General features: G+C 55.4%; 21 protein-coding genes. 10 read left to right on the top strand and 11 right to left on the bottom strand.

Annotated features, from left to right (window positions below):
* The first annotated feature begins 48 nt into the window (after window positions 1–48).
* The gene (gene acuI / locus ACSFE6_RS09365; protein ID WP_435427335.1) at window positions 49–1032 is read left to right on the top strand and encodes an acrylyl-CoA reductase (NADPH); all 984 of its coding nucleotides are present in this window, start codon (window positions 49–51) and stop codon (window positions 1030–1032) included.
* Window positions 1033–1130: 98 nt separating this feature from the next.
* Here the strand turns inward: acuI and ada are convergent, their stop codons facing one another.
* The 5 genes from ada to ACSFE6_RS09340 all read right to left on the bottom strand — a co-directional run bounded on the left by ada (window position 1131) and on the right by ACSFE6_RS09340 (window position 4342).
* Complete coding sequence (gene ada / locus ACSFE6_RS09360; RefSeq protein ID WP_435427334.1) at window positions 1131–2207, bottom strand: bifunctional DNA-binding transcriptional regulator/O6-methylguanine-DNA methyltransferase Ada; 1077 nt, start codon at window positions 2205–2207, stop codon at window positions 1131–1133.
* Between the two features lie 87 nt (window positions 2208–2294).
* Window positions 2295–2960 (bottom strand): DNA oxidative demethylase AlkB, encoded by a 666-nt coding sequence (gene alkB / locus ACSFE6_RS09355; RefSeq protein ID WP_435427333.1) that lies wholly within the window; start codon window positions 2958–2960, stop codon window positions 2295–2297.
* A gap of 5 nt (window positions 2961–2965) precedes the next feature.
* Complete coding sequence (locus ACSFE6_RS09350) at window positions 2966–3670, bottom strand: 2OG-Fe(II) oxygenase (protein ID WP_435427332.1); 705 nt, start codon at window positions 3668–3670, stop codon at window positions 2966–2968.
* 154 nt (window positions 3671–3824) lie between these two features.
* Entirely contained in the window at window positions 3825–4001 is a 177-nt protein-coding gene (locus tag ACSFE6_RS09345; protein WP_435427331.1) for a hypothetical protein, read from the bottom strand.
* A gap of 38 nt (window positions 4002–4039) precedes the next feature.
* Entirely contained in the window at window positions 4040–4342 is a 303-nt protein-coding gene (locus tag ACSFE6_RS09340) for a DUF1883 domain-containing protein (RefSeq protein WP_039768744.1), read from the bottom strand.
* 214 nt (window positions 4343–4556) lie between these two features.
* On the opposite strand from ACSFE6_RS09340, the gene ACSFE6_RS09335 reads away from it, so the two are divergent.
* Window positions 4557–4913 (top strand): hypothetical protein, encoded by a 357-nt coding sequence (locus tag ACSFE6_RS09335; protein ID WP_435427330.1) that lies wholly within the window; start codon window positions 4557–4559, stop codon window positions 4911–4913.
* 72 nt (window positions 4914–4985) lie between these two features.
* On the top strand, window positions 4986–5216 hold the full coding sequence (locus tag ACSFE6_RS09330) for a hypothetical protein (RefSeq protein WP_435427329.1): 231 nt from the start codon (window positions 4986–4988) through the stop codon (window positions 5214–5216).
* A gap of 11 nt (window positions 5217–5227) precedes the next feature.
* On the opposite strand, the gene ACSFE6_RS09325 is transcribed toward ACSFE6_RS09330, so the two are convergent.
* A complete protein-coding gene (locus ACSFE6_RS09325; protein ID WP_435427328.1) occupies window positions 5228–5509 on the bottom strand; it encodes a hypothetical protein in 282 nt (93 codons plus the stop codon).
* A gap of 199 nt (window positions 5510–5708) precedes the next feature.
* Window positions 5709–5897 (bottom strand): hypothetical protein, encoded by a 189-nt coding sequence (locus tag ACSFE6_RS09320; RefSeq protein ID WP_433735379.1) that lies wholly within the window; start codon window positions 5895–5897, stop codon window positions 5709–5711.
* A gap of 293 nt (window positions 5898–6190) precedes the next feature.
* On the opposite strand from ACSFE6_RS09320, the gene galU reads away from it, so the two are divergent.
* The 3 genes from galU to gorA all read left to right on the top strand — a co-directional run bounded on the left by galU (window position 6191) and on the right by gorA (window position 12056).
* Window positions 6191–7030: a UTP--glucose-1-phosphate uridylyltransferase GalU gene (galU, locus tag ACSFE6_RS09315; protein WP_011061681.1), complete on the top strand. Its 840-nt coding sequence runs from the start codon at window positions 6191–6193 to the stop codon at window positions 7028–7030.
* Between the two features lie 240 nt (window positions 7031–7270).
* Window positions 7271–10504, top strand: a complete 3234-nt coding sequence (locus tag ACSFE6_RS09310; protein WP_435427327.1) for a fibronectin type III domain-containing protein — start codon at window positions 7271–7273, stop codon at window positions 10502–10504.
* 193 nt (window positions 10505–10697) lie between these two features.
* Window positions 10698–12056 (top strand): glutathione-disulfide reductase, encoded by a 1359-nt coding sequence (gene gorA / locus ACSFE6_RS09305; RefSeq protein WP_435427326.1) that lies wholly within the window; start codon window positions 10698–10700, stop codon window positions 12054–12056.
* Between the two features lie 143 nt (window positions 12057–12199).
* Here the strand turns inward: gorA and ACSFE6_RS09300 are convergent, their stop codons facing one another.
* Complete coding sequence (locus tag ACSFE6_RS09300; RefSeq protein WP_435427325.1) at window positions 12200–13195, bottom strand: DNA-binding protein; 996 nt, start codon at window positions 13193–13195, stop codon at window positions 12200–12202.
* Window positions 13196–13373: 178 nt separating this feature from the next.
* Between ACSFE6_RS09300 and ACSFE6_RS09295 the strand changes: the two genes are divergently transcribed.
* The 3 genes from ACSFE6_RS09295 to ahpF all read left to right on the top strand — a co-directional run bounded on the left by ACSFE6_RS09295 (window position 13374) and on the right by ahpF (window position 16800).
* Window positions 13374–14306 (top strand): site-specific integrase, encoded by a 933-nt coding sequence (locus tag ACSFE6_RS09295; RefSeq protein ID WP_435427324.1) that lies wholly within the window; start codon window positions 13374–13376, stop codon window positions 14304–14306.
* Between the two features lie 233 nt (window positions 14307–14539).
* The gene (gene ahpC / locus ACSFE6_RS09290) at window positions 14540–15103 is read left to right on the top strand and encodes an alkyl hydroperoxide reductase subunit C (RefSeq protein WP_085725808.1); all 564 of its coding nucleotides are present in this window, start codon (window positions 14540–14542) and stop codon (window positions 15101–15103) included.
* A 131-nt stretch (window positions 15104–15234) separates the two neighbouring features.
* The gene (gene ahpF / locus ACSFE6_RS09285; RefSeq protein WP_435427323.1) at window positions 15235–16800 is read left to right on the top strand and encodes an alkyl hydroperoxide reductase subunit F; all 1566 of its coding nucleotides are present in this window, start codon (window positions 15235–15237) and stop codon (window positions 16798–16800) included.
* A gap of 194 nt (window positions 16801–16994) precedes the next feature.
* On the opposite strand, the gene gloA is transcribed toward ahpF, so the two are convergent.
* Complete coding sequence (gene gloA, locus ACSFE6_RS09280; protein WP_435427322.1) at window positions 16995–17516, bottom strand: lactoylglutathione lyase; 522 nt, start codon at window positions 17514–17516, stop codon at window positions 16995–16997.
* 144 nt (window positions 17517–17660) lie between these two features.
* Between gloA and ACSFE6_RS09275 the strand changes: the two genes are divergently transcribed.
* Window positions 17661–18185, top strand: a complete 525-nt coding sequence (locus tag ACSFE6_RS09275) for a DUF4946 domain-containing protein (RefSeq protein ID WP_435427321.1) — start codon at window positions 17661–17663, stop codon at window positions 18183–18185.
* Window positions 18186–18345: 160 nt separating this feature from the next.
* On the opposite strand, the gene ACSFE6_RS09270 is transcribed toward ACSFE6_RS09275, so the two are convergent.
* The gene (locus ACSFE6_RS09270; RefSeq protein WP_435427320.1) at window positions 18346–18711 is read right to left on the bottom strand and encodes a histone-like nucleoid-structuring protein, MvaT/MvaU family; all 366 of its coding nucleotides are present in this window, start codon (window positions 18709–18711) and stop codon (window positions 18346–18348) included.
* Between the two features lie 236 nt (window positions 18712–18947).
* A complete protein-coding gene (locus tag ACSFE6_RS09265) occupies window positions 18948–20480 on the bottom strand; it encodes an EAL domain-containing protein (RefSeq protein ID WP_435427319.1) in 1533 nt (510 codons plus the stop codon).
* Between the last annotated feature and the right edge of the window lie 71 nt (window positions 20481–20551).

Genomic DNA, 20551 nt, shown 5'->3' with positions numbered 1-20551 from the left:
TGTGGTATTTAAATCCCATCACAACACGTGAACCCACCGGAGGCAGTCATGTTTCAAGGCATTTTGATCAACAAAGACGACAGCGGTTACCGAGCCACCCTGCAGCAGATCAATGACGATCAATTGCCCGAAGGCGATGTGACGGTTCGCGTGGCGTATAGCACGTTGAATTTCAAGGATGGCCTGGCAATCACTGGCAGCAGCCCGGTGGTGCGCAAATTTCCGATGGTGCCAGGGATCGATCTGGCGGGGACGGTCGAAGCCAGCGGGCATCCGGACTACAAGGTAGGTGACAAGGTCCTGCTTAACGGTTGGGGTGTGGGCGAAGGCCATTGGGGTGGCCTGGCACAGAAAGCGCGTTTGAATGGTGACTGGCTGATTCCGTTGCCCAAGGAGTTTACTGCCGCTCAAGCCATGGCGATCGGCACCGCCGGGTACACGGCGATGCTCTGCATCCTGGCGCTCGAACACAACGGTGTGACGCCAGAGCAAGGTGAAATCCTGGTCACCGGCGCCAATGGCGGGGTGGGCAGTTTCGCCATCGCACTGCTGAGCAAGCTGGGTTACCGAGTGGTGGCATCCACGGGGCGCACCTCAGAGCATGACTACCTCAAACAATTGGGCGCCGCCGAAATCATCGATCGCAGCACATTGTCCGAACCGGGCAAACCCTTGGCCAAGGAACGTTGGGCGGCGGTCATTGACTCGGTTGGCAGCCACACCCTGGCCAACGCGTGCGCCAGTACCAAGGCCAACGGCACAGTCGCCGCCTGTGGCCTGGCCCAGGGCATGGATTTCCCGGCCTCCGTCGCGCCGTTCATATTGCGTGGCGTGACCTTGGCGGGCATTAACAGCGTGACCCAACCCAAGGCCAAGCGCGTGGAGGCGTGGAGTCGTCTGGCGCGGGATCTGGATTTCAATCTGCTGCCTTTGATCAGCCACGAAATCGGTTTGAGCGAAGCCATTGAGGCTGCACCGCGCTTGCTGGCCGGGCAATTGCGTGGGCGGGTGGTGGTAGACGTCAATCGTTAACCCTGTGGGAGCGAGCTTGCTCGCGATGGTGGCCAACGATGACGCTGGGTGCCTGACACCCCACGCAGTTCTCGGGCTCATCGCGAGCAAGCTCGCTCCTACAAGGCTGACTTAGATTGTTCCCGGTCGAGTAACTGCCGCTTGCGCTCCACACCCCAACGATACCCAGACAGATTGCCATCGCTGCGCACCACACGGTGGCAGGGGATCGCGACCGCCAGGCTGTTGGCGCCGCAGGCTTGGGCCACGGCGCGAACGGCTTTTGGTGCGCCGATGTGCCGGGCGATGTCGGCGTAACTGGCCGTGGTTCCGACGGGAATCTCCCGCAAGGCCTGCCAGACCCGCTCCTGAAAGGCCGTTCCGCGCACATCCAGTGGTAAGTCCAAGCCGAGGGCCGGAGCTTCGATAAAACCCACGACCGTGGCGATCAACTGCTCGAAGGCTTGATCGGCGCCGATCAGATTGGCGCGGCGAAACTTGTCCTGCAGATCGCAGACCAATTGCTGTGGATCATCACCCAGCAGGATGGCGCACACTCCACGCTCGCTTTGCGCCACCAGAATCGCCCCGAGAGAACACTGGCCCACCGCAAAGCGAATGTCGTTGTTCTGGCCGGCGGCGCGGTAATCGGCGGGTTTCATGCCTAGCACGTGATCCGCCGCCTCATAGAAACGACCGTTGGAATTGAAGCCGGCATCGTACAAGGCGTCCGTGATTGAGCCGCCATCCGCCAGCCGTTCCCGTACCCGGCGCGAACGATGGGCTGCGGCGTAACCCTTGGGCGTCAGGCCGGTCACAGCCTTGAATACCCGATGGAAGTGAAAACTGCTTAAGCCTGCGGCTTGGGCCAGTTCGTTCAGCGCAGGCAGCGCTTCGGCGGTTTCGATTCGGCGGCACGCGGCAGCCACGGTGGCAGCGTGTTGTGTAGCGAGGTCGCTTTGATCCCTCGCCGCGCGCTTGCTCGGGCGATAACCCGCCGCTTGAGCCAGTTCGGCAGAGTCGAAGAATTCGACGTTCTGCGGCTTGGGCAAGCGCGCCAGACTGCTGGGATTGCAGTAGATCCCGGTGGTTTTCACCGCGTAGACGAACTGTCCGTCGGCCTTCGGATCGCGGGCGACGACCGCGGCCCAGCGTGGATCGTTTTCGGTGGTGATCGTTGTCGATTGGCTTGTCATGGCTTTACATCCGTTGACCCATTTGCTGCAGATTAATCTGCTGACAGTACGCCTGCACTCCGGCGCTTGCGGTCAAATTCCCGACGTTCATCCAGCGGTACGAAAGGTGAAGTTGATCCGTTGCTCGCCCAGGTGCGGGTGTTGTCCGTCCTTGATCGGGAGTACGCCGTGATAACGCAATCGATCAGTTCCGCCCCAAACCACGATATCGCCATGCAGCAAAGGCACTCGCTGGCTTTTATCGCTGCGTTTGAAACCGCCGAACAGGAACATGACCGGCAGCCCAAGCGACACTGAAACGATAGGTGCATCGTAGGATTTTTCGTCCTTGTCCTGATGCAACGACATTTTCGCGCCGGGGACGTAGCGATTGATCAGGCAGGAATCCGGCACAAACCCCGTGAAGCCCGCTTCCCGAGCGGCCGCTTGTGCCAACTGGAAAAATACCTCGGGCATGTCGGGCCAGGGCAGGCCGGTTTGCGGATCGTAGCGGGTGTAGCGATAACCGGTACTGTCGGTGGTCCAGCCCCAGGTGCCACAGCTGCTAAGGCCGACCGACATGGTAAAACCCCCCGGCGTGATCATTTGCCGAAACGGCGCGGCCACCAGCACCGCCTCCAGTGCGGGCAGCAAGCGCTCCAGCCAAGGCAGGGCAAAGCCTCTCAAGACGAACGATTGCTCGCCGATCCGTTCGCGTCGGGGCTGTTGCTCCGGCTCTGCGTCGGCAAACATGTCAAAGGTTGTCGTGTTCATGTTGTTTAAGACGCATCGTGAAAGATGATGCCTAGGGTATGCCGTTTTCCGCTGTGGAGGCGACTGACACCGTGGCGCAGGGTCACCCGGTAATAACCGCGCGTGCCTTTGACGGGACGCTGGTTCACCGCGAAGATCACACCGTCGCCTTTGTTCAGATCGATAACCTGCGGCCTCGACTGCATGCGCGGTCGCTGTTCAGTCAATACGAATTCGCCGCCGGTGAAATCTTCCTGCGGCTCTGACAGCAGAATCGCCACTTGCAGCGGGAAAACGTGCTCGCCGTACAGATCCTGATGCAAGCAGTTGTAGTCCTGTGGGCCGTATTGCAGCAACAACGGCGTCGGACGTTGCTGACCGGCGGCATGACAACGATCGAGGAAGGCTTCGTGGCTTTCAGGGAAACGGCTCGCCAAGCCCATCTGCTCATGCCAGCGATTGGCAATCGGCACCAGGCGCGGATATAGCGCGCTGCGCAGTCGAGCCACGAGTTCCGGCAACGGGTATCGAAAGTATTTGTACTCGCCACGGCCAAAGCCGTGACGGGCCATGATCACTTGCGAGCGAAAGGGATCGGATTGAGCGTACAAGGCGCTGATGTCATCACAGGCCTTGTGGCTCAACAGGGACCGGATGACCGCGCAGCCATCCTGATCGAGTTGTTGTTCCAGCGTCGTCCAGTCGAGCCTGTCCAGGAATCGCTCGCTCATCGACGAGCCTCGTGATCCAGCGGCATCAATACGCAAAGGATGGGATGGAACATTGCTCTGACTCCTTGACCCAAGGGTGAAGTGGTCAGTCTATGACGCGCCGAGGCTGCGAGCACTCCGGCGCTTGCGGTCGAACTTCAACGTCGGGATCGCGTTACAGCGCTTTGCTCACACTGATTTCGCTAATGACGTCTTCGCCTTGGCCGTGCAGGGCCTCCAACGCGGCCTTAGCCTCTTCGGCCGTGCCGTTTTCCAGTTGGGCGAATTCGAAGCGGCGTTCGCCGTTCAGTTTGTATTTGATGACGTATTTGGTCGTTTGGGCCACGGTCATACCTGCCTTTCTCTCTGTTTAAGAGCGGGAAATGCCACTCAGCTCAGTTTCGAGCTGGAGCGGCGGATGATCTTGATCGAGTGGGTCAGGGTCGGTTTGCGGGTCACGCTGATCGCCCGACGGCTGACCGTATCGATGGTGATGTTCCAGAAACCGGTGCTCGGTGCCGTGATGCGCGCCGGGAAGGTGTCGAACGCGCCGCCGTGGTAGGTGTGGCGACCGCCATTCTTGAAGCTACGGAAGTTGGCGTCGTTCATTAAACGGATGTTGCACGTCTGCGAGCATTGGATGACGACGATGTCGTCTTCGTTGAGGTGCTCGCGCTGGTGAATAAATTTCATGGGCGCCTCCAGAAGGGCTTTTTCTACAAAATCAGAACCATAGCAAGGGTCGAATGGCGCGCAGTTTATCAGCCCCGAGGCTTTATTATCCGGCTGTCGTGGTTCGCTTTGGCAATTAATAACGGCTATGGGCATTTGATCGGCGATAAAATGCAGTGGTCCCCGGAGAAAAAACGGATCTGTGCGGTCGGAGGGTCTTTATCGGAGGTTTCGTATGAAGTGGGGTGTGTGGGGCCTGCCTTTGGCATTGGCGATAAGTGGTTGTACCAGCGTCTCGGACATCAACGAGTCGCTGCCCACCATGAACGTGATTTCCGGCAAGAAACCCCATGAGTACGCGCAATGCTTGAGCGAGAAACTCGCCAGCAGTCGCGGTGCGTTGCAAATCGAGCCGCAAAAGGACGGCGTGCGGGTGATCGTGCCGCAAAAACTGTCGTCGGGGCCGGCAGCGGTATTCGATATCGAAGAGCGTTCAGGCGGCAGCAGTATCAAGCTCCATGAGCGAATTTCCAACGTGCCGCTGCGTCCCTTTGATGTACGCAATGCCGCGACTGCGTGCATTTCCGGCTGATAGACTACAGGGATTCAACACCCATGCCGTCAAAGCGATGCTTTGGCGGCATTGTCATTTCTGGAGTCAGGCATGAAGCGAGAGCAGGTACGGGAGCGGCAGGCAGAGGGTCTTATCTGCGGCACCCATGTGATTCAAAATCCCGCGAATCTTGGTGAATGGATCGTGTTTTTCAAGAAAAGCGCCGGACGCAGTTATTTTCTGGTGGATGAGAGCGATGAAGTCGAATCCTTCGCTCGCCTCGACGATCTGATCGAAACCTTGCGTGGCTTGGGCATCAAATTCGCCGACATTCAAATGTAGGGCAGGGCGCCTTACTTGCAAACCACCACCACGCTGCGGTTTTTATAGTTGCCGACGTCGACACCCAGGGTCTTTTCATTTTCCTCGGGCGCAGGGCTACCGTCGGTGCCAACGATGCGGTAACCGGTGCCGGCACAGGAAGCATCGGCCTTTTCATAGCAGGTTGCCCATGAATTGGCTTCACCGGAGCAATCGATGGCCAGGCCTTGTTCGCCATTGTTCAGGTAAGTGGTTTCGGTCGTCGCGCAGCCGCTCAGGGCCAATACCGCAATCAGTGGCAAAAATCTGGTCATGTCATTGTCGTCGTCATAGTGATGGGCAAAGCCTGTGACAGCGCCGCAAGCAAAAAAGTAACCACTGTAGGAGCGAGCTCGCTCGCGAAAAACGTCCAGGCAACGCGCTTACTCAGACAGTACGCGTAATCGTTATCGTCCATCGCGAGCAGGCTCGCTCCCACAAAAAGCCCTGCGCATTGGCAGGGCTGTGGGCATGTCAGTTCTTGTCTTTACCACGTCGTTTGGGTTCCGGGTGTTCCAGTTCCAGCACCGCCGCCACTTCCGTCGCCATGGCTTCAGTCGGAAACGGGCCGACGATATTCTCGCCAGCGGCGTTACCGATCCACCATTGGCCGTCCTTCGCTTTGTTGATCAGATACCCGTTGACGCTCTTTGCTGCCGACATCTATTTGCCTCGTTGGCTTGGTTCAATGGCGTCATGATAGCGCCAAATAACTCGACGGGTGTCGATGGATGCGGGGCAGTGTGATCGTTTGTCAGCAGACAAAGCGTGCAAAACCGGCGGTCTCTGCTATCAATTACAGGTTGCCGAAGGGCGAACGCCGCTCCAAGCGGAACTATCGGCAAGAATATTTCTCCTATGATGGCATCGGTTAGCCAGCGCGGGGCATTGTAAGGTGCACGCCGCCTGATTAGACTGCGCCGAAACTCGTACACACAGCCCTTTCAAGGACTTATATGATCAAGAAATGCTTGTTCCCAGCAGCCGGTTACGGTACTCGCTTCCTGCCAGCGACTAAAGCCATGCCCAAGGAAATGCTGCCGGTGGTAAACAAGCCACTGATCCAGTACGGCGTCGAAGAAGCACTGGACGCGGGTTTGAACGAAATCTCCATCGTCACCGGCCGCGGTAAACGCGCCCTGGAAGACCACTTCGACATCAGCTACGAGCTGGAAAACCAGATCAAGGGCACCGACAAGGAAAAATACCTGGTCGGCATCCGCAAACTGCTGGACGAGTGCTCCTTCTCCTACACCCGCCAGACCGAAATGAAAGGCCTGGGCCACGCAATCCTGACCGGTCGCCCGCTGATCGGCGACGAGCCTTTCGCCGTGGTACTGGCGGACGACCTGTGCGTCAACCTCGAAGGCGACGGCGTACTGACCCAGATGGTCAAGCTGTACAAGCAGTTCCGCTGCTCGATCGTGGCCATCCAGGAAGTCGATCCGCAAGAGACCAACAAGTACGGCGTCATCGCCGGCGAGATGATCCGCGACGACATCTACCGCGTACACAGCATGGTTGAAAAACCAAAACCTGAAGATGCACCATCGAACCTGGCCATCATCGGTCGCTACATCCTGACCCCGGACATCTTCGACCTGATCGAACAGACCGAGCCAGGCAAGGGCGGTGAAATCCAGATCACCGACGCCCTGATGAAACAAGCCCAGAACGGCTGCGTAATGGCCTACAAGTTCAAGGGCAAGCGTTTCGACTGCGGCGGCGCTGAAGGCTACATCGACGCGACCAACTTCTGCTTCGAGAACTTCTACAAGACGGGTAAGGCGTACTGATAGCTGATAACTGTTTGTACTAGAGCATATCGGCTCAGCTAATGAACAAAAAAGCCCTGATTTGTCAGGGCTTTTTTATGCCTGGCAAACGAAGAAATCTTCTCCGTGCGGATGAAGAGGGGCAGTCGGATAATAAACTTAGCCTCATCTCAAGAATGTTCAACTAACAGTTCTGCTAGGTACGCAAGCGAAAATATTTGATATAGGGTGAGTTACCCCTCTGCAATCGAGTTTTTAGTCATGGCAAAAGGAATGTGTCTTTATTCGCGAAAATTTGGAACAGGCATTTTGAGTGGAACAACTGCCCTGTTATTTAGCTTTTTTGTTGCAGGTTTAGCCGGCGCCACATCGCCCGAGAATAACTCTGGAGAATTCATTGAAGAGCCAGATCTTGACAGGGTGGCGGCTAGTATTAAAGGTGCTGTAAATTACGATATACCCTTCGATAAAGTTACTCGGGTGACTGCGCATAATGCATTTCTTGATCCTATGCAAAGCCAACTTGCACGTGGTGTTCGTGGGTTTATGCTCGATGTTTATTACACTGGTCCTGGCGCCCCTAGAACTCTTCCGCTAAGGCTGTGTCATAACACTGCAATTGATTATTGCGGCACGAACAGCAAGGTTTTTGTTGATGAGATGAACAATACTTTTCTTCCTTTTCTGAAGAGTAACCCCAATGAGGTGATCACTATACATTTGGAAACAGGAGTTCAACGCGAAGATCTAAGGCGTACTTTTGAAAAAATACCAGGAATTGAAAAGCTTGTTTTTAATCCTGATAAGTTTGATACAACCAAGGGCTGGCCTACCCTGCGTGAAATGATCGATAGCGGCCAACGAATTGTGTTGATAGTAGACTCTGAGCCGCTTAAAGGTAAGTATATCGTAAATAGCGGCACAGCGGAGCAGGGCACAGTTTATGCTATGAGGGATAAAGAAATTGAAACTCAGAACGTCTATGATCTGGGTGCAAATGCTTTGAATCATAATTGGTCGTGTGCAACCCGGTGGCCAGCCTGGACAACTGAGCCGCAGCCTGCAGTGCCTTGCAAAGTTGAAGGTGTGCCAAAAGGCTGTCCGGTTAATGGGGTTCCTTGCGAGATAGAGCCTGAACCCAAAGGTTGTCCTATTCCGTATCGACCTCCGCAACCCATAGCAGAAATTCCTATAGATCCAGCTAAAGTGCCATCCGGGTTTGGTAACTTTCAGCGACTATTTATCATGAATCAGTTTCATGCGTTTATAAAATCGTCAGCGGATGCCGGTAACATAGATAATAACCTGACTTATCTGGAGCGTCGCGTCGATAGTTACTGTAAGTCGGCTGCTGGTAGACGTGTGATTCCAAGTGAAATCGCTATTGATTACACTAATGTTGGTGACGCTATACCCTATGCCAATGCGTTGACCTATGGTGGGGTTTATTTTTATGAAAAAAATAATGCGGATACTTCTGGGGACACCACCTGTGTTTTGCCTGCTGGGCAGGATTGGAATTTAACTCTTCCATCGAATGGGTGCGAGAACGATGAGGCTAGGTCGCTTAGGCTTCGAGGGATTCCAAAAGGTACTCGTATCACGGTTTATGACTCCAAAACAGGTAATGAAGACGATTTCGCGATCATTGATGTAACTAAAGATACGGATTTGATCGAAGGGATCGTGGTAGGCAGCTTTGAGCAAACCTCAATTACGCCCTATTATAATATTCGCAGTTTTAGGAATAATGGTATTGATGGGAAGGTGTCGCGAATAAAAATTGAACATAATCCACCTGCCTTTTCAGAGGCAGCGATTGTTTTAAAAGAGGGGAATAATGGTAGTCAAAATATAACTTGTACAGTGCCTTTGGTTGCGCCGACTGCGTTTGATATGGGGGGGGCCTGCGATAATGATGAGACCCGATCTGGCATTATTACTTCAGCAAAGGCAGGAACAATAATTACCCTGTATGGGGATTGGGGGGCAAACAAGTGTGATCAAGGCTGTCTGGCCATTGAGGTCAAACGCGACATTACATTTTCAAAAACAATTCCCAGTTATGAAAACAGTTACGAAGATGATGATGTAAAAGTGACTAGAAGTGGTGGCGCTCAGCAATTGGATGGCAAGGTTTCGTCTATTCGAGTTGAGTTTTTGCCTGATGCAGTGCCTCCTTCTGCACCTTTGCTTGCCCCAAAACCCTTTGGTTTGAGTGATACTTCTGCGACATTGTCCTGGAGTCCTGCCAGCGATAATGTGGGTGTTACTGGCTACAGGGTTTCCGTTATAGGTGGTTCTACGGATTTCGTATCTGGCACCAGTCACACCTTGACCGGTTTAAAATCCGGTACTTCTTACGAAGTTAATGTGCAAGCCGTAGATGCGGCAGGAAATCGGTCGCTGCCAGCTACCATCGCTTTTGAAACGCCTCTCGCGAAACCAATGAATGTGGCTCTCAGCTTCTCAGGTGGCATAGGGCAAGCGAGCTTGACACCTATTTTGGATGGAAGGATCTACGAATGGTGGGTAAATGGAGTCAAAAGTGATAGCGCTGGAGCTCTGATATCGTTTCGTTTCAGTGAAGTACCTCCGGGTCCGCTTTATACCGTGAGAGTTCGTGCAATTAAAGGAACGCTGTCTTCGGACTTTGTTGAGGTTTCTAAAGAGTCGAATAACACGCATCCAAGTGCTCCTGGCGATCCAGTTTTCAGTAATGTAACGGATTCGTCGGCTTCTGTTTCCTGGGCCCCTTCGAGTAGCGATGAACCTCTTGCGGGCTATGGTTTGTCCTTTGCGGGATTACCACTAGGGTTGATTCAACAAACCAGTTATTCGTTTACCAAGCTGGCTCCCGGTACTACCTACATCTTCACTGTTGCAGCCAAGAATGTTTCCGGGAACTGGTCGGAAGTTAAGGCGGGGTCATTTAAAACATTAGGGGATCCACCGGGAGCTCCGCCCCTGCCGCCAATAGATCTTCGTGTTATCGAAACAAAGACCCCTGGTGTGGTTGAGTTTGCCTGGGATAAGGCTGAGGGTCAGCAAGTGTTTGCTTTCAAGGTAATGGTTGAGGGCAAGTTGGCTGAGAATGTTTATTTGGCGCGTAGTAAAATAATAGAAGGCTTAACTGTTGGTGAGGAATATACATTTAAGGTTCTTGGGTATGACTTATATCAGCGTCCGTCGGAACCGGCTGAGATTAAGGCGAGAATCCAGCTGCCGGGAGCGCCACGAAATTTTAAGTATGCACAGCGTCCAGGTGGCCTAGCACAAGTGGATCTGTCATGGGATGCCCCGCTTGGGATGGATGTGAAGAAATACAAGTTGATTTTTTCCGGTCCAGGAGGAAACCCACTCGTTAAAGAAGTTGTTGGTGCAAGAAAATTGTTGGTTTTGTTGTACAACGATACTACCTATACGGTTACATTGACCGCGCACAACGATACAGATGATTCGCCGCCGTTGATTGATGAGCTGAAGACGAAGTAAAGGTGTTGTACCACTGCAGAGCAAATGGTCAGGCTTATGCTTGGTTCTGTGTCTGATTGATTGCTTTGCAGTCTCTTTTTGGGTTCTTCCCTTTTTCCGGGAAGAATCTTTTTTTTTGCGGATTCATTTAAGTCAAAGCGCTTGTCCGTCCAGCGTCTGCGAGTATGCTGTTCACCTGCCGAGGAGATAGACAATGGCCTACGATTTTGATCTTTATGTGATTGGCGCCGGTTCCGGCGGTGTGCGCGCTGCGCGGTTTGCGGCCGGGTTTGGTGCAAAAGTGGCCGTGGCCGAGAGCCGTTATCTGGGCGGCACCTGTGTGAACGTCGGCTGTGTACCGAAAAAACTGCTGGTCTACGGCGCGCATTTTGCCGAGGACTTCGAGCAGGCGTCGGGTTTTGGCTGGAGCCTGGACGAGGCGCAGTTCGATTGGGCGACGCTGATTGCCAACAAGGACCGCGAGATCAATCGGCTAAATGGCATTTATCGCAATCTGCTGGTCAATAGCGGCGTGACCCTGCATGAGGCCCACGCCAAAATCGTCGACCCGCATACCGTCGAGGTCAACGGTGAGCGCTTCAGCGCTAAAAATATCCTGATCGCCACCGGTGGCTGGCCGCAGATCCCGGAGATTCCGGGGCATGAACACGCGATCAGTTCCAACCAGGCGTTCTTCCTCAAGGCGCTGCCCAAGCGTGTGCTAGTGGTGGGTGGCGGTTACATCGCCGTCGAGTTTGCCGGGATTTTTCACGGTCTCGGCGCGCAAACGACGCTGTTGTATCGCGGTGAATTGTTCCTGCGTGGCTTCGACGGTTCCGTGCGCAAGCATTTGCAGGAAGAGCTGACCAAGCGCGGCATGGACCTGCAATTCAACGCCGACATCGAGCGTATCGACAAACAGGCCGATGGCAGCCTCAAAGTGACGCTCAAGGATGGTTGCCAGTTGGAGGCCGACTGTGTGTTCTATGCCACTGGCCGGCGTCCGATGCTGGACAATCTTGGTCTGGAAAACACCGGCGTCAAGCTCGACAGGAAGGGCTTCGTCGAAGTGGACGAGCAGTATCAGACAGCAGAACCGTCGATTCTGGCCCTGGGTGACGTGATCGGTCGTGTCCAGCTGACGCCAGTGGCGCTGGCTGAAGGCATGGCGGTGGCGCGACGTTTGTTCAAACCTGAGCAGTACCGCCCGGTGGATTACAAGATGATCCCGACAGCGGTGTTCAGCTTGCCGAACATCGGCACCGTCGGCCTGACCGAAGAAGAAGCGCGCGATGCCGGGCATGAGGTGGTGATCTTCGAAAGCCGTTTCCGGCCGATGAAGCTGACCCTGACCGAGTGCCAGGAGCGCACGCTGATGAAGCTGGTGGTAGACGCCAAGTCCGACAAGGTGTTGGGTTGCCACATGGTCGGACCGGAGGCGGGAGAGATCGTCCAGGGCTTGGCCATTGCATTGAAGGCGGGCGCCACCAAGCGTGACTTCGACGAAACCATCGGCGTGCACCCGACAGCTGCCGAAGAGTTCGTCACCATGCGTACGCCAGTTGCCGGTTAATCGTTACTTGATCCGGCATCCCCGCTGATTGAGCCACCGCTTTCGCGAGCAGGCTCGCTCCCACAATGCACACGACCTTCTGTGGGAGCGAGCCTGCTCGCGAAAAAAACACTTGGATATCGCGATCGTTCAGGCAGGGCGCGTTATCGTTGCCGAGCATCGCGAGCGAGCTCGCTCCTGCAGTCGGACAGGTCGGTCTGAGCCTTGGTCAATTCCATTTCCAGTGCCTTGTTGATCTGCGACTGCTCCTCGACATGCTGTTTCAGCGACTGACTTTCCAGCAGGGCAATGCGCAAGCGTTCCTGGAGGAGGGTGCGTTCGCTGTCGACGCGGGTGGCTTGCTCCAGTAGCTGGTCTTGACGGCTGTTGCTCTGCTTGAGCTGTTCCTGCAACAGGCTCAGTTCGCGCAATGTTCCCCGGTTCTCGGTAAGCAGGCGCTCGTTGTCACGGTGCAGTTGCGTAATTTCATCCTGGCGCACCAGTGCGCTTTGCTGCGCCTGACGCAACTCCATCTGTAGCTGTTGCACCTGGCTTTCGTGGCGACTGTGTTCCTGCTCGCGCTGTTCCTTGACGGCATTGCGATAGTGCTCCAGTGCATCGCGCGCGTGCAGGTGCTTTTCTTCCAGCGAGCGGATCTGCTCGTCCTTGTCCTTCAAGCGCAAATCGAAATCGGACAGTGCCTGATTCAGCCCGGCATTGCGGGTTTGCTCGGACTGCAATGTGGTGCGGGTTTCTTGCAGTGCCTCGGATTCCTGGGTCAGTGCCAGGCTCTGGATTTCATATTGCTGGTGCAGTTCGGTGTTGGCCTCCCGGGCTTCTGCCAGTTGCGAGTCCAGTGTTTTGCGCTGCGATTCGAACTGCTCGCGAGCTTGATCAATCGGCTCCTGAGCCTGTTCCTTCAAGCGCTGCGCCAGCCGCGTAACCAGGGCCAGCAGTTCATCGTCGATCGGCTCGGATGGTCCTGGTTCCGCCGGTTGTGGGTCGGCGCCCAGTTCTTTCAGATACCGATGGATCGTGGTTTTCGAGCCGGTATTACCCATCTCGATGCGTACTGCATCAATGCTGGGGTTCTCGCCTCGGGCGAGGATCGCCAAACGCGCAGCCTGTACTACTGCCTTATTTACACCGCCACGGGCCATGACTGCTCCTACAATTTCGTGATGTGGTACGTATTACGTAAATACACATTGTACCATTGATAATGAAAAGTTAAATACAACGTGTAGCTGACACGGGATATACTGGTATTACCCCATGTGAGACACCAAAAAGCGGTTTAGTGCCCGCGAACGCGGTACATATTCGAGAGTTGCCCCCATGACCGAGCTGGACCGTTACCTGCAAGCCGCGACACGGGACAACACCCGCCGCAGCTATCGCGCGGCCATCGAACACTTCGAGGTGACGTGGGGTGGATTCCTGCCCGCCACCGGCGACAGCGTCGCGCGTTATCTGGTTGCCCACGCCGGCGTACTCTCGATCAATACCTTGAAGCTGCGATTGTCGGCGCTGGCGCAATGGCATAACAGTCAAGGCTTCGCCGACCCGACGAAAGCGCCCGTGGTGCGCAAGGTGTTCAAGGGGATCAGGGCGCTGCATCCAGCCCAGGAGAAACAGGCCGAGCCGTTGCAGCTGCAACATCTGGAACAAGTGATCGCTGTGTTGGAGCAGGAAGCACACACCGCAATCATTGAAAACGACCGAGCGGCACTGCTGCGAGCCAGGCGCGATAGTGCGTTGATCCTGCTCGGCTTCTGGCGTGGATTCCGTAGCGACGAGTTGTGCCGTTTGCAGATTGAGCATGTGCAAGCCAGTGCCGGCACCGGCATCACGTTGTACCTGCCGCGCAGCAAGAGTGACCGGGAAAACCTCGGCAAGACCTACCAAACGCCTGCCTTGCAGCGGTTATGTCCGGTGCAGGCCTATATTGCCTGGATCACGGAAGCAGCCCTGGTGCGCGGGCCGGTTTTTCGCGGCATTGACCGCTGGGGCCATCTGAGCGAAGAAGGGCTGCACGCTAACAGCGTGATTCCATTGTTGCGCCAGGCACTGGAGCGCGCGGGTATCGCGGCCGAGCACTACACCAGCCACTCCTTGCGCCGAGGCTTCGCCTCGTGGGCGCATCAGAGCGGGTGGGACCTGAAGTCATTGATGAGCTACGTGGGCTGGAAGGACATGAAGTCCGCCATGCGCTACATCGAGGCCAGTCCGTTTCTCGGCATGACCCGCCTCCCGGAAAAACCTTTGTAGGAGCGAGCTTGCTCGCGATGGTCGTCAACGTAAACGCGGGCTTATTGAAAGCACGCGGCGCTCTCAAGTCCATCGCGAGCGAGCTCGCTCCTACAAGATCGTTTTCTTCTATTAATTCTGTTGGCTAATAGCGAAAGCCAATCAGCAGCATCAGGTTTGCCAATGAGCTAACCGTCCGTCGAGTGGGTAAAGTTCTCTCCATCAACTTCTTAACCCCTGACGGAGAGTCAACGATGCCTATCATCAACAGCCAAGTTAAACCGTTTAAAGCTGATGCATTCAAAAATGGCGACTTCGTAAAAGTCTCGGACGCTGACCTGAAAGGCAAGTGGTCGGTCGTGTTCTTCTACCCAGCGGACTTCACCTTTGTTTGCCCAACCGAGCTGGAAGACCTGGCTGACAACTACGACGCCTTCCAGAAGCTGGGCGTCGAGATCTACAGCGTCTCCACCGACACCCACTTCGCTCACGCTGCCTGGCACAACACTTCGCCAGCCATCGGCAAAATCCAGTACACCATGATCGGCGACCCGACTCACGTGATCTCCCGCAACTTCGACGTACTGATCGAAGAAGCCGGTCTGGCTGACCGTGGCACCTTCGTGATCAATCCTGAAGGCCAGATCAAAATCGTCGAGCTGAACGACGGTGGTGTGGGTCGTGACGCTTCCGAGCTGCTGCGCAAGATCAAGGCTGCCCAGTACGTCGCGGCTCACCCAGGCCAGGTTTGCCCGGCCAAGTGGAAAGAAGGCGAAGCCACTCTGGCGCCGTCCCTGGACCTGGTCGGCAAGATCTAAGTCCGTGACACGCTGCACAGGGCGGAACTCCGCACCTACTTAAGTAAGCTGCACCGCCCAATAAAAACGCCCGGGCGAGATTCGCTCGGGCGTTTTTTTATGCAAAAAATTCTATAAAGGAAATCGCCCGTATGTTGGACGCCAATCTTAAAGCCCAGTTGAAATCGTACCTGGAACGGGTCACCCAACCGATCGAGATCGTTGCATCCCTCGACGACGGTGCGAAATCCCGGGAAATGCTCGAACTGCTGAAAGACGTTGCCAGTCTTTCCAGTCAAATTACCTTGATCGACAATGGTGACGATGCCCGCAAGCCATCGTTCTCGATCAATCGCCCGGGGGCCGATATCAGTCTGCGTTTTGCCGGTATCCCTATGGGCCACGAATTCACGTCGTTGGTGTTGGCCTTGCTGCAAGTCGGCGGTCACCCTTCGAAAGCCAGTGTCGAAGTGATTGAACAAATCCGCTCGCTCAAGGGCGAGTTCAACTTCGAGACTTATTTCTCATTGTCCTGCCAGAACTGCCCGGACGTGGTCCAGGCGCTGAACCTGATGGCGGTGCTGAACCCCAACATCCGGCACGTCGCCATCGACGGAGCGGTGTTCCAGGCCGAAGTCGATGAGCGCAAGATCATGGCTGTGCCAAGCATCTACCTCAACGGCGAAGTGTTCGGCCAGGGTCGCATGGGGCTTGAGGAAATCCTCGCCAAAATCGACACCAGCGGCGCTGAACGCCAGGCCGAGAAAATCAGCGCCAAGGAAGCTTTTGACGTGCTGGTGGTCGGCGGTGGCCCGGCCGGCGCTTCGGCGGCGATTTATGCTGCCCGTAAAGGCATTCGCACCGGTGTGGCGGCTGAACGTTTTGGTGGTCAGGTACTGGACACCATGGCCATCGAGAACTTCATTTCCGTACAGGAAACCGAAGGGCCGAAACTGGCCAGTGCATTGGAAGAACACGTCAAGCAATACGACGTCGACATCATGAACCTGCAGCGGGCAACCTCGCTGATCCCGGCGAAGAATCCTGGCGAGTTGCACGAAGTTCGTTTCGAAAGCGGTGCCAGCCTGAAAACCAAGGCACTGATTCTGGCTACCGGCGCCCGTTGGCGCGAAATGGGCGTGCCGGGTGAGCAGGAGTACAAAGCCAAAGGCGTATGTTTCTGCCCGCACTGCGACGGCCCACTGTTCAAAGGCAAGCGCGTAGCGGTTATCGGTGGCGGTAACTCCGGCGTTGAAGCGGCGATCGATTTGGCAGGCATCGTCAGCCATGTCACGCTGCTTGAATTCGACAGCAAGCTGCGCGCCGATGCGGTGTTGCAACGCAAACTGTTCAGCCTGCCCAACGTCGATGTCATCACCAGCGCGCTGACCAGTGAAGTGAAGGGTGACGGCGAAAAGGTGAGTGGTCTGGTCTACAAGGACCGCGATTCAGGCGAGTTCAAAACGGTCAGTCTCGAAGGCATCTTCGTGCAGATCGGTTTGTTACCCAACACCGATTGGCTCAAAGGCACTGTCGAGTTGTCGCCTCGTGGCGAGATTATCGTCGATGCGCGTGGCGAGACTTCGCTGCCGGGCGTGTTCGCCGCCGGTGACGTGACCACCGTGCCGTACAAGCAGATCGTGATTGCCGTGGGCGAGGGCGCCAAGGCTTCCCTGAGTGCATTCGATCACTTGATCCGCACATCCGCCCCGGCTTAAACGCCGACGCCGAAAACACAAAACCCCATGAGCGATCATGGGGTTTTGTGTTTTCGGCATAGTGCTGGTCTTGAGCCGCTTTTCTGTGGGAGCGAGCCTGCTCGCGAATGCGGTGGTTCATTCAACTTTGATGTTGGCTGACACTCCGCTTTCGCGAGCAGGCTCGCTCCCACAGGGGGCACAGCGAAAGAAAGTTAGAGTGGAGCAGGCTGGATGATTTCGACCCAGTAGTTGTCCGGGTCTTTGATGAACGCCAGGCTCTTCATGCGACCGTCGCTCAGGCGTTTCTGGAAGTCACAACCCAGCGCTTCAAAGCGCTCGCAGGCAGCCACGACGTCCGGCACCGAAATGCAGATGTGGCCGAAACCACGGGGATCGGTGTTGCCGTTGTGGTAGGCGAACTCCGGGTCGTTCTCGGTGCCGTGGTTGTGGGTCAGCTCGAGAATGCCGGGGATCGATTTCATCCACTCGGTGCGCGCGGCTGCGTCGGCAGGGATCTGGGCCTTGTCGACCAGGGCCAGGAAGTACAGGCTGAATTCGGCTTCAGGAAAATCGCGCTTTTCCACCAGCGTGAAACCCAGAACACGGGTGTAGAAATCCAGGGACTTGGTAATGTCCTTGACCCGCAACATGGTGTGGTTGAAGACGAATTTCTGGGTGGCGGTGTCAGGTTGTGCAGTGACGCCGGGGAAAGTGTTCAGTTCGTGCAGGCTCATGGGCCCTCCGGAAAATAAGTGGGGCTGACGATTGGCGACCATGATACGCAAGGGTATGGACATCACCAACCCAAAGCGTCGGCTATTGCCTGGCTGTCTCCCTGGGCTCAGACTTCACGGCTCAAAACCTGAGTGCAAATTGCAATGATTCGTTTCGGTAAATCGGTTTTCATCCTGGCAGGCGTGCTGACGGGAGTCGCTTGTGCTTACGCGGACGCACCGGTCATGACCTGGCCCGCTGGATGGCAGGTCGAAGAAATTGCGCAAAGCGATACCGCTTCCACTGTTTTTCGTCAGCGTGCGGTGAAAATCGATCAGAGTGGTACCCCGGTGATGGTGATGGAATTGACCATGACGCCAGTGGAAAGCGGTCATCAGGTAAACCTGGAAGGCGTGTTGTTGGAGATGCGCAAGTCGGTGCAGAAAGACTTTTTCCAGGGTGGCTATCAAAGTGTCTGTAACCGGATTCATCCGACTACCTTGAGTCGGTTATCGGCGCTGGAAACCACCTGCACCATCACGCAAAACGGCCGTCACGTGCTTTCTCAAACATTGGTCGCTGCAGTGGATACCGATAAAGCCTATGTTCTTTCCTACGCGGGGCAGGCCGAGGCTTATAAGGCCAGCCAGGATGAAATAGAGACGGCGCGTAACGCTTTGAAACTTTAATTGAAGACTTAAGTAGCTGCAGGCTTTGGATCCGCGTTGAAAAATTTAGATACCTAAACGGATTAAGCACAAAGTTAATCGGCAAGTAGCGAGTTGATCGGTGAACATGCCACTCATGAAAAAGCCCTGCACGAGCAGGGCTTTTTTATAACGCGTGTGCTTATCCACGCAGCCAGGAGTCAACGGTGGCAGCACCGTATTGTTCCTTCCAGGCTTTGAGGCCCCGATGGTTGCCCCCTTTGGTTTCAATCAGTTCACCGGTATGCGGATTCTGATAAACCTTGACCACGCGAGCGCGGCGGGTTTTAGGTGCTGCGGTGAGTTGCAGGCCGGATTTTGCCGGGTTCGGATCGAGAATGGCGATGATGTCGCGCAGGCTCTTGCCGTAGGTTTTCATCAGCCCCTGGAGCTTTTCTTCGAATTCGATTTCTTTCTTGAGCCCGGCATCGTTCTTCAGGGATTCCAGCTGCTTGAGCTGTTCTTGAAGGGCCTTTTCAGCTGCACGAAATTCAGCGAGTCTGGACAATATCTTTACTCCAATAGTGTGTTTGGCTGATACCAACCGCAAACAAAGCTATAAGCCAAGAGCCTTGAAGCGACCCGGTGATTAAATGGCTCACCTGCCCAATTACTGCAGGCATCAAAAATTGTAGTAGTTAATGGACGAAGAGTAAATCATGTCTTTTTTTTCATGTAACGGGGGCGGTGTTTTTGATTCAAATTGGTGCGCCGTAATGCCATCTCGTCGCTAAAAATCGCTAGTTAATGGTCAGTTAATGCACTAATGAATTCTGCACCCGGCATCGGTCGACCGTACAGATAACCTTGCAGGAAGTTAACGTTATGGGCGGTCAGGTAATCACTTTGCTCCTGGGTTTCCACACCCTCGGCAACCATTGCCAGGTCGAGCTTGCCGGCAAGTTCCATGATGCTGTCCAGTATGTGGCTGGACAGTGAGTCGATACCGATCATGGCAACGAAACTCTGGTCGAGTTTCAGGAAGTCGACATTGAATTGACGCAGGTAACCGAGGCTGGAATGGCCGGTGCCAAAGTCGTCGATGGCGATCTTCACCCCCAGCGCATGCAATTGCTCGAACAATTGATGGGTAATCGCCGTGGGTTCGATCAGTTCGCGCTCGGTCAACTCGAGCACCAGGTGAATGGAACCCGGGACGAAATCCGCGAGGAACTGCCGGCAGTCCTCGACCAGTTCGAGGTCCTGGCAGTGACTGGCAGTGATATTGATACCGATGTGGAAGGGCTCCTCGAACGACACGGACAGCGGTCCAAGCAAGGCGGCTGTCTGTTGCATCAGTGAGCGGGTCATCGGCACGATCAGGCCGGAGTGTTCGGCGAACGGAATGAACAGATCGGGTCGCACCAGGCCTTCTTTCGGGTGTTTCCAGCGCATCAGAACTTCGATGCCCGAGAGCTTTTTGCTGTCGCCATGCACAACCGCCTGGAAATACGGAACGAACTCTCCCGCCTCCAGCGCACGCTTCATTTCATGGGTTGGTGACGAAATATGTTTCTGCAAGACGTATCCGATCAGGCCCGACACCACACCGAAGAAAATCAGCAGACTGAATAATGGCGGGTATTCGCTGCTCATGTAGCGCCAGGTTTCGCCTTCGGGAAAACCGGCCTGAACGCCAAAGGCATAACGTGACGAGTCGATCCGGGTTTGCGCCACCGGGAAGTCGGGGAGGGGGGCGTCATGGAACTGGCCGTCTGCAGTCAACCAACTGGGGCCGACCTGCAGTGCCAGCAGGGTATGCCGGCCAATCATGTGCAACACGTTGCTCAGGTGATAGCCATCGAGCGTGCTCATCGCGCCTCGCTTGCCTTCGCCGAGCCGATACACCAGCAATGACGTATCGGGCGTGATCGGGTTGCCCTTCATCAATACCAGACGGCCATCGGTGTAGTCTCCGGGCGAAATCTTCTCGTGGTAGTCGCCGAACAGGGAGCTGCAATAAATGGTGTCGTTCCACATCAGGTTGGTCGAACGCACAAAGGGGCGGCGGGTGACTTGTTCGCGCAAGGCCAGGTTGACGTCGATGCAACTTTGTCCAGCCAGCGGCAATAGTTCCCGGGCAGCCTGGGCGGTGTTGTCGAGCATCAACTCGAACTGGCGAATGGCCTCTTCGGCGGTTTTTTGCGTACTTTGCTGGAGCGTTCGCTCGGCTTGCATATAAAGAATTGCACCCCCCAGCAATACAGGGAGCAATCCACTTGCCAGGGTGACAGCAATCCTGATGCTGCGTTTGCGGCGCTTGACTCTCAGTGGCATTCGGACACCCTGTCGCGATGAAATTGGACGCTCAAATGCTGGCGGGGGGAAACGCCCTGCAAACAGAGGTC

Origin of the sequence: Pseudomonas baetica (assembly GCF_051216495.1) — a bacterium.
Classification (GTDB): domain Bacteria; phylum Pseudomonadota; class Gammaproteobacteria; order Pseudomonadales; family Pseudomonadaceae; genus Aquipseudomonas; species Aquipseudomonas baetica_B.
Note: the sequence above shows the minus strand (reverse complement) of the source record. Positions and strands in the feature narration are given on the sequence as shown.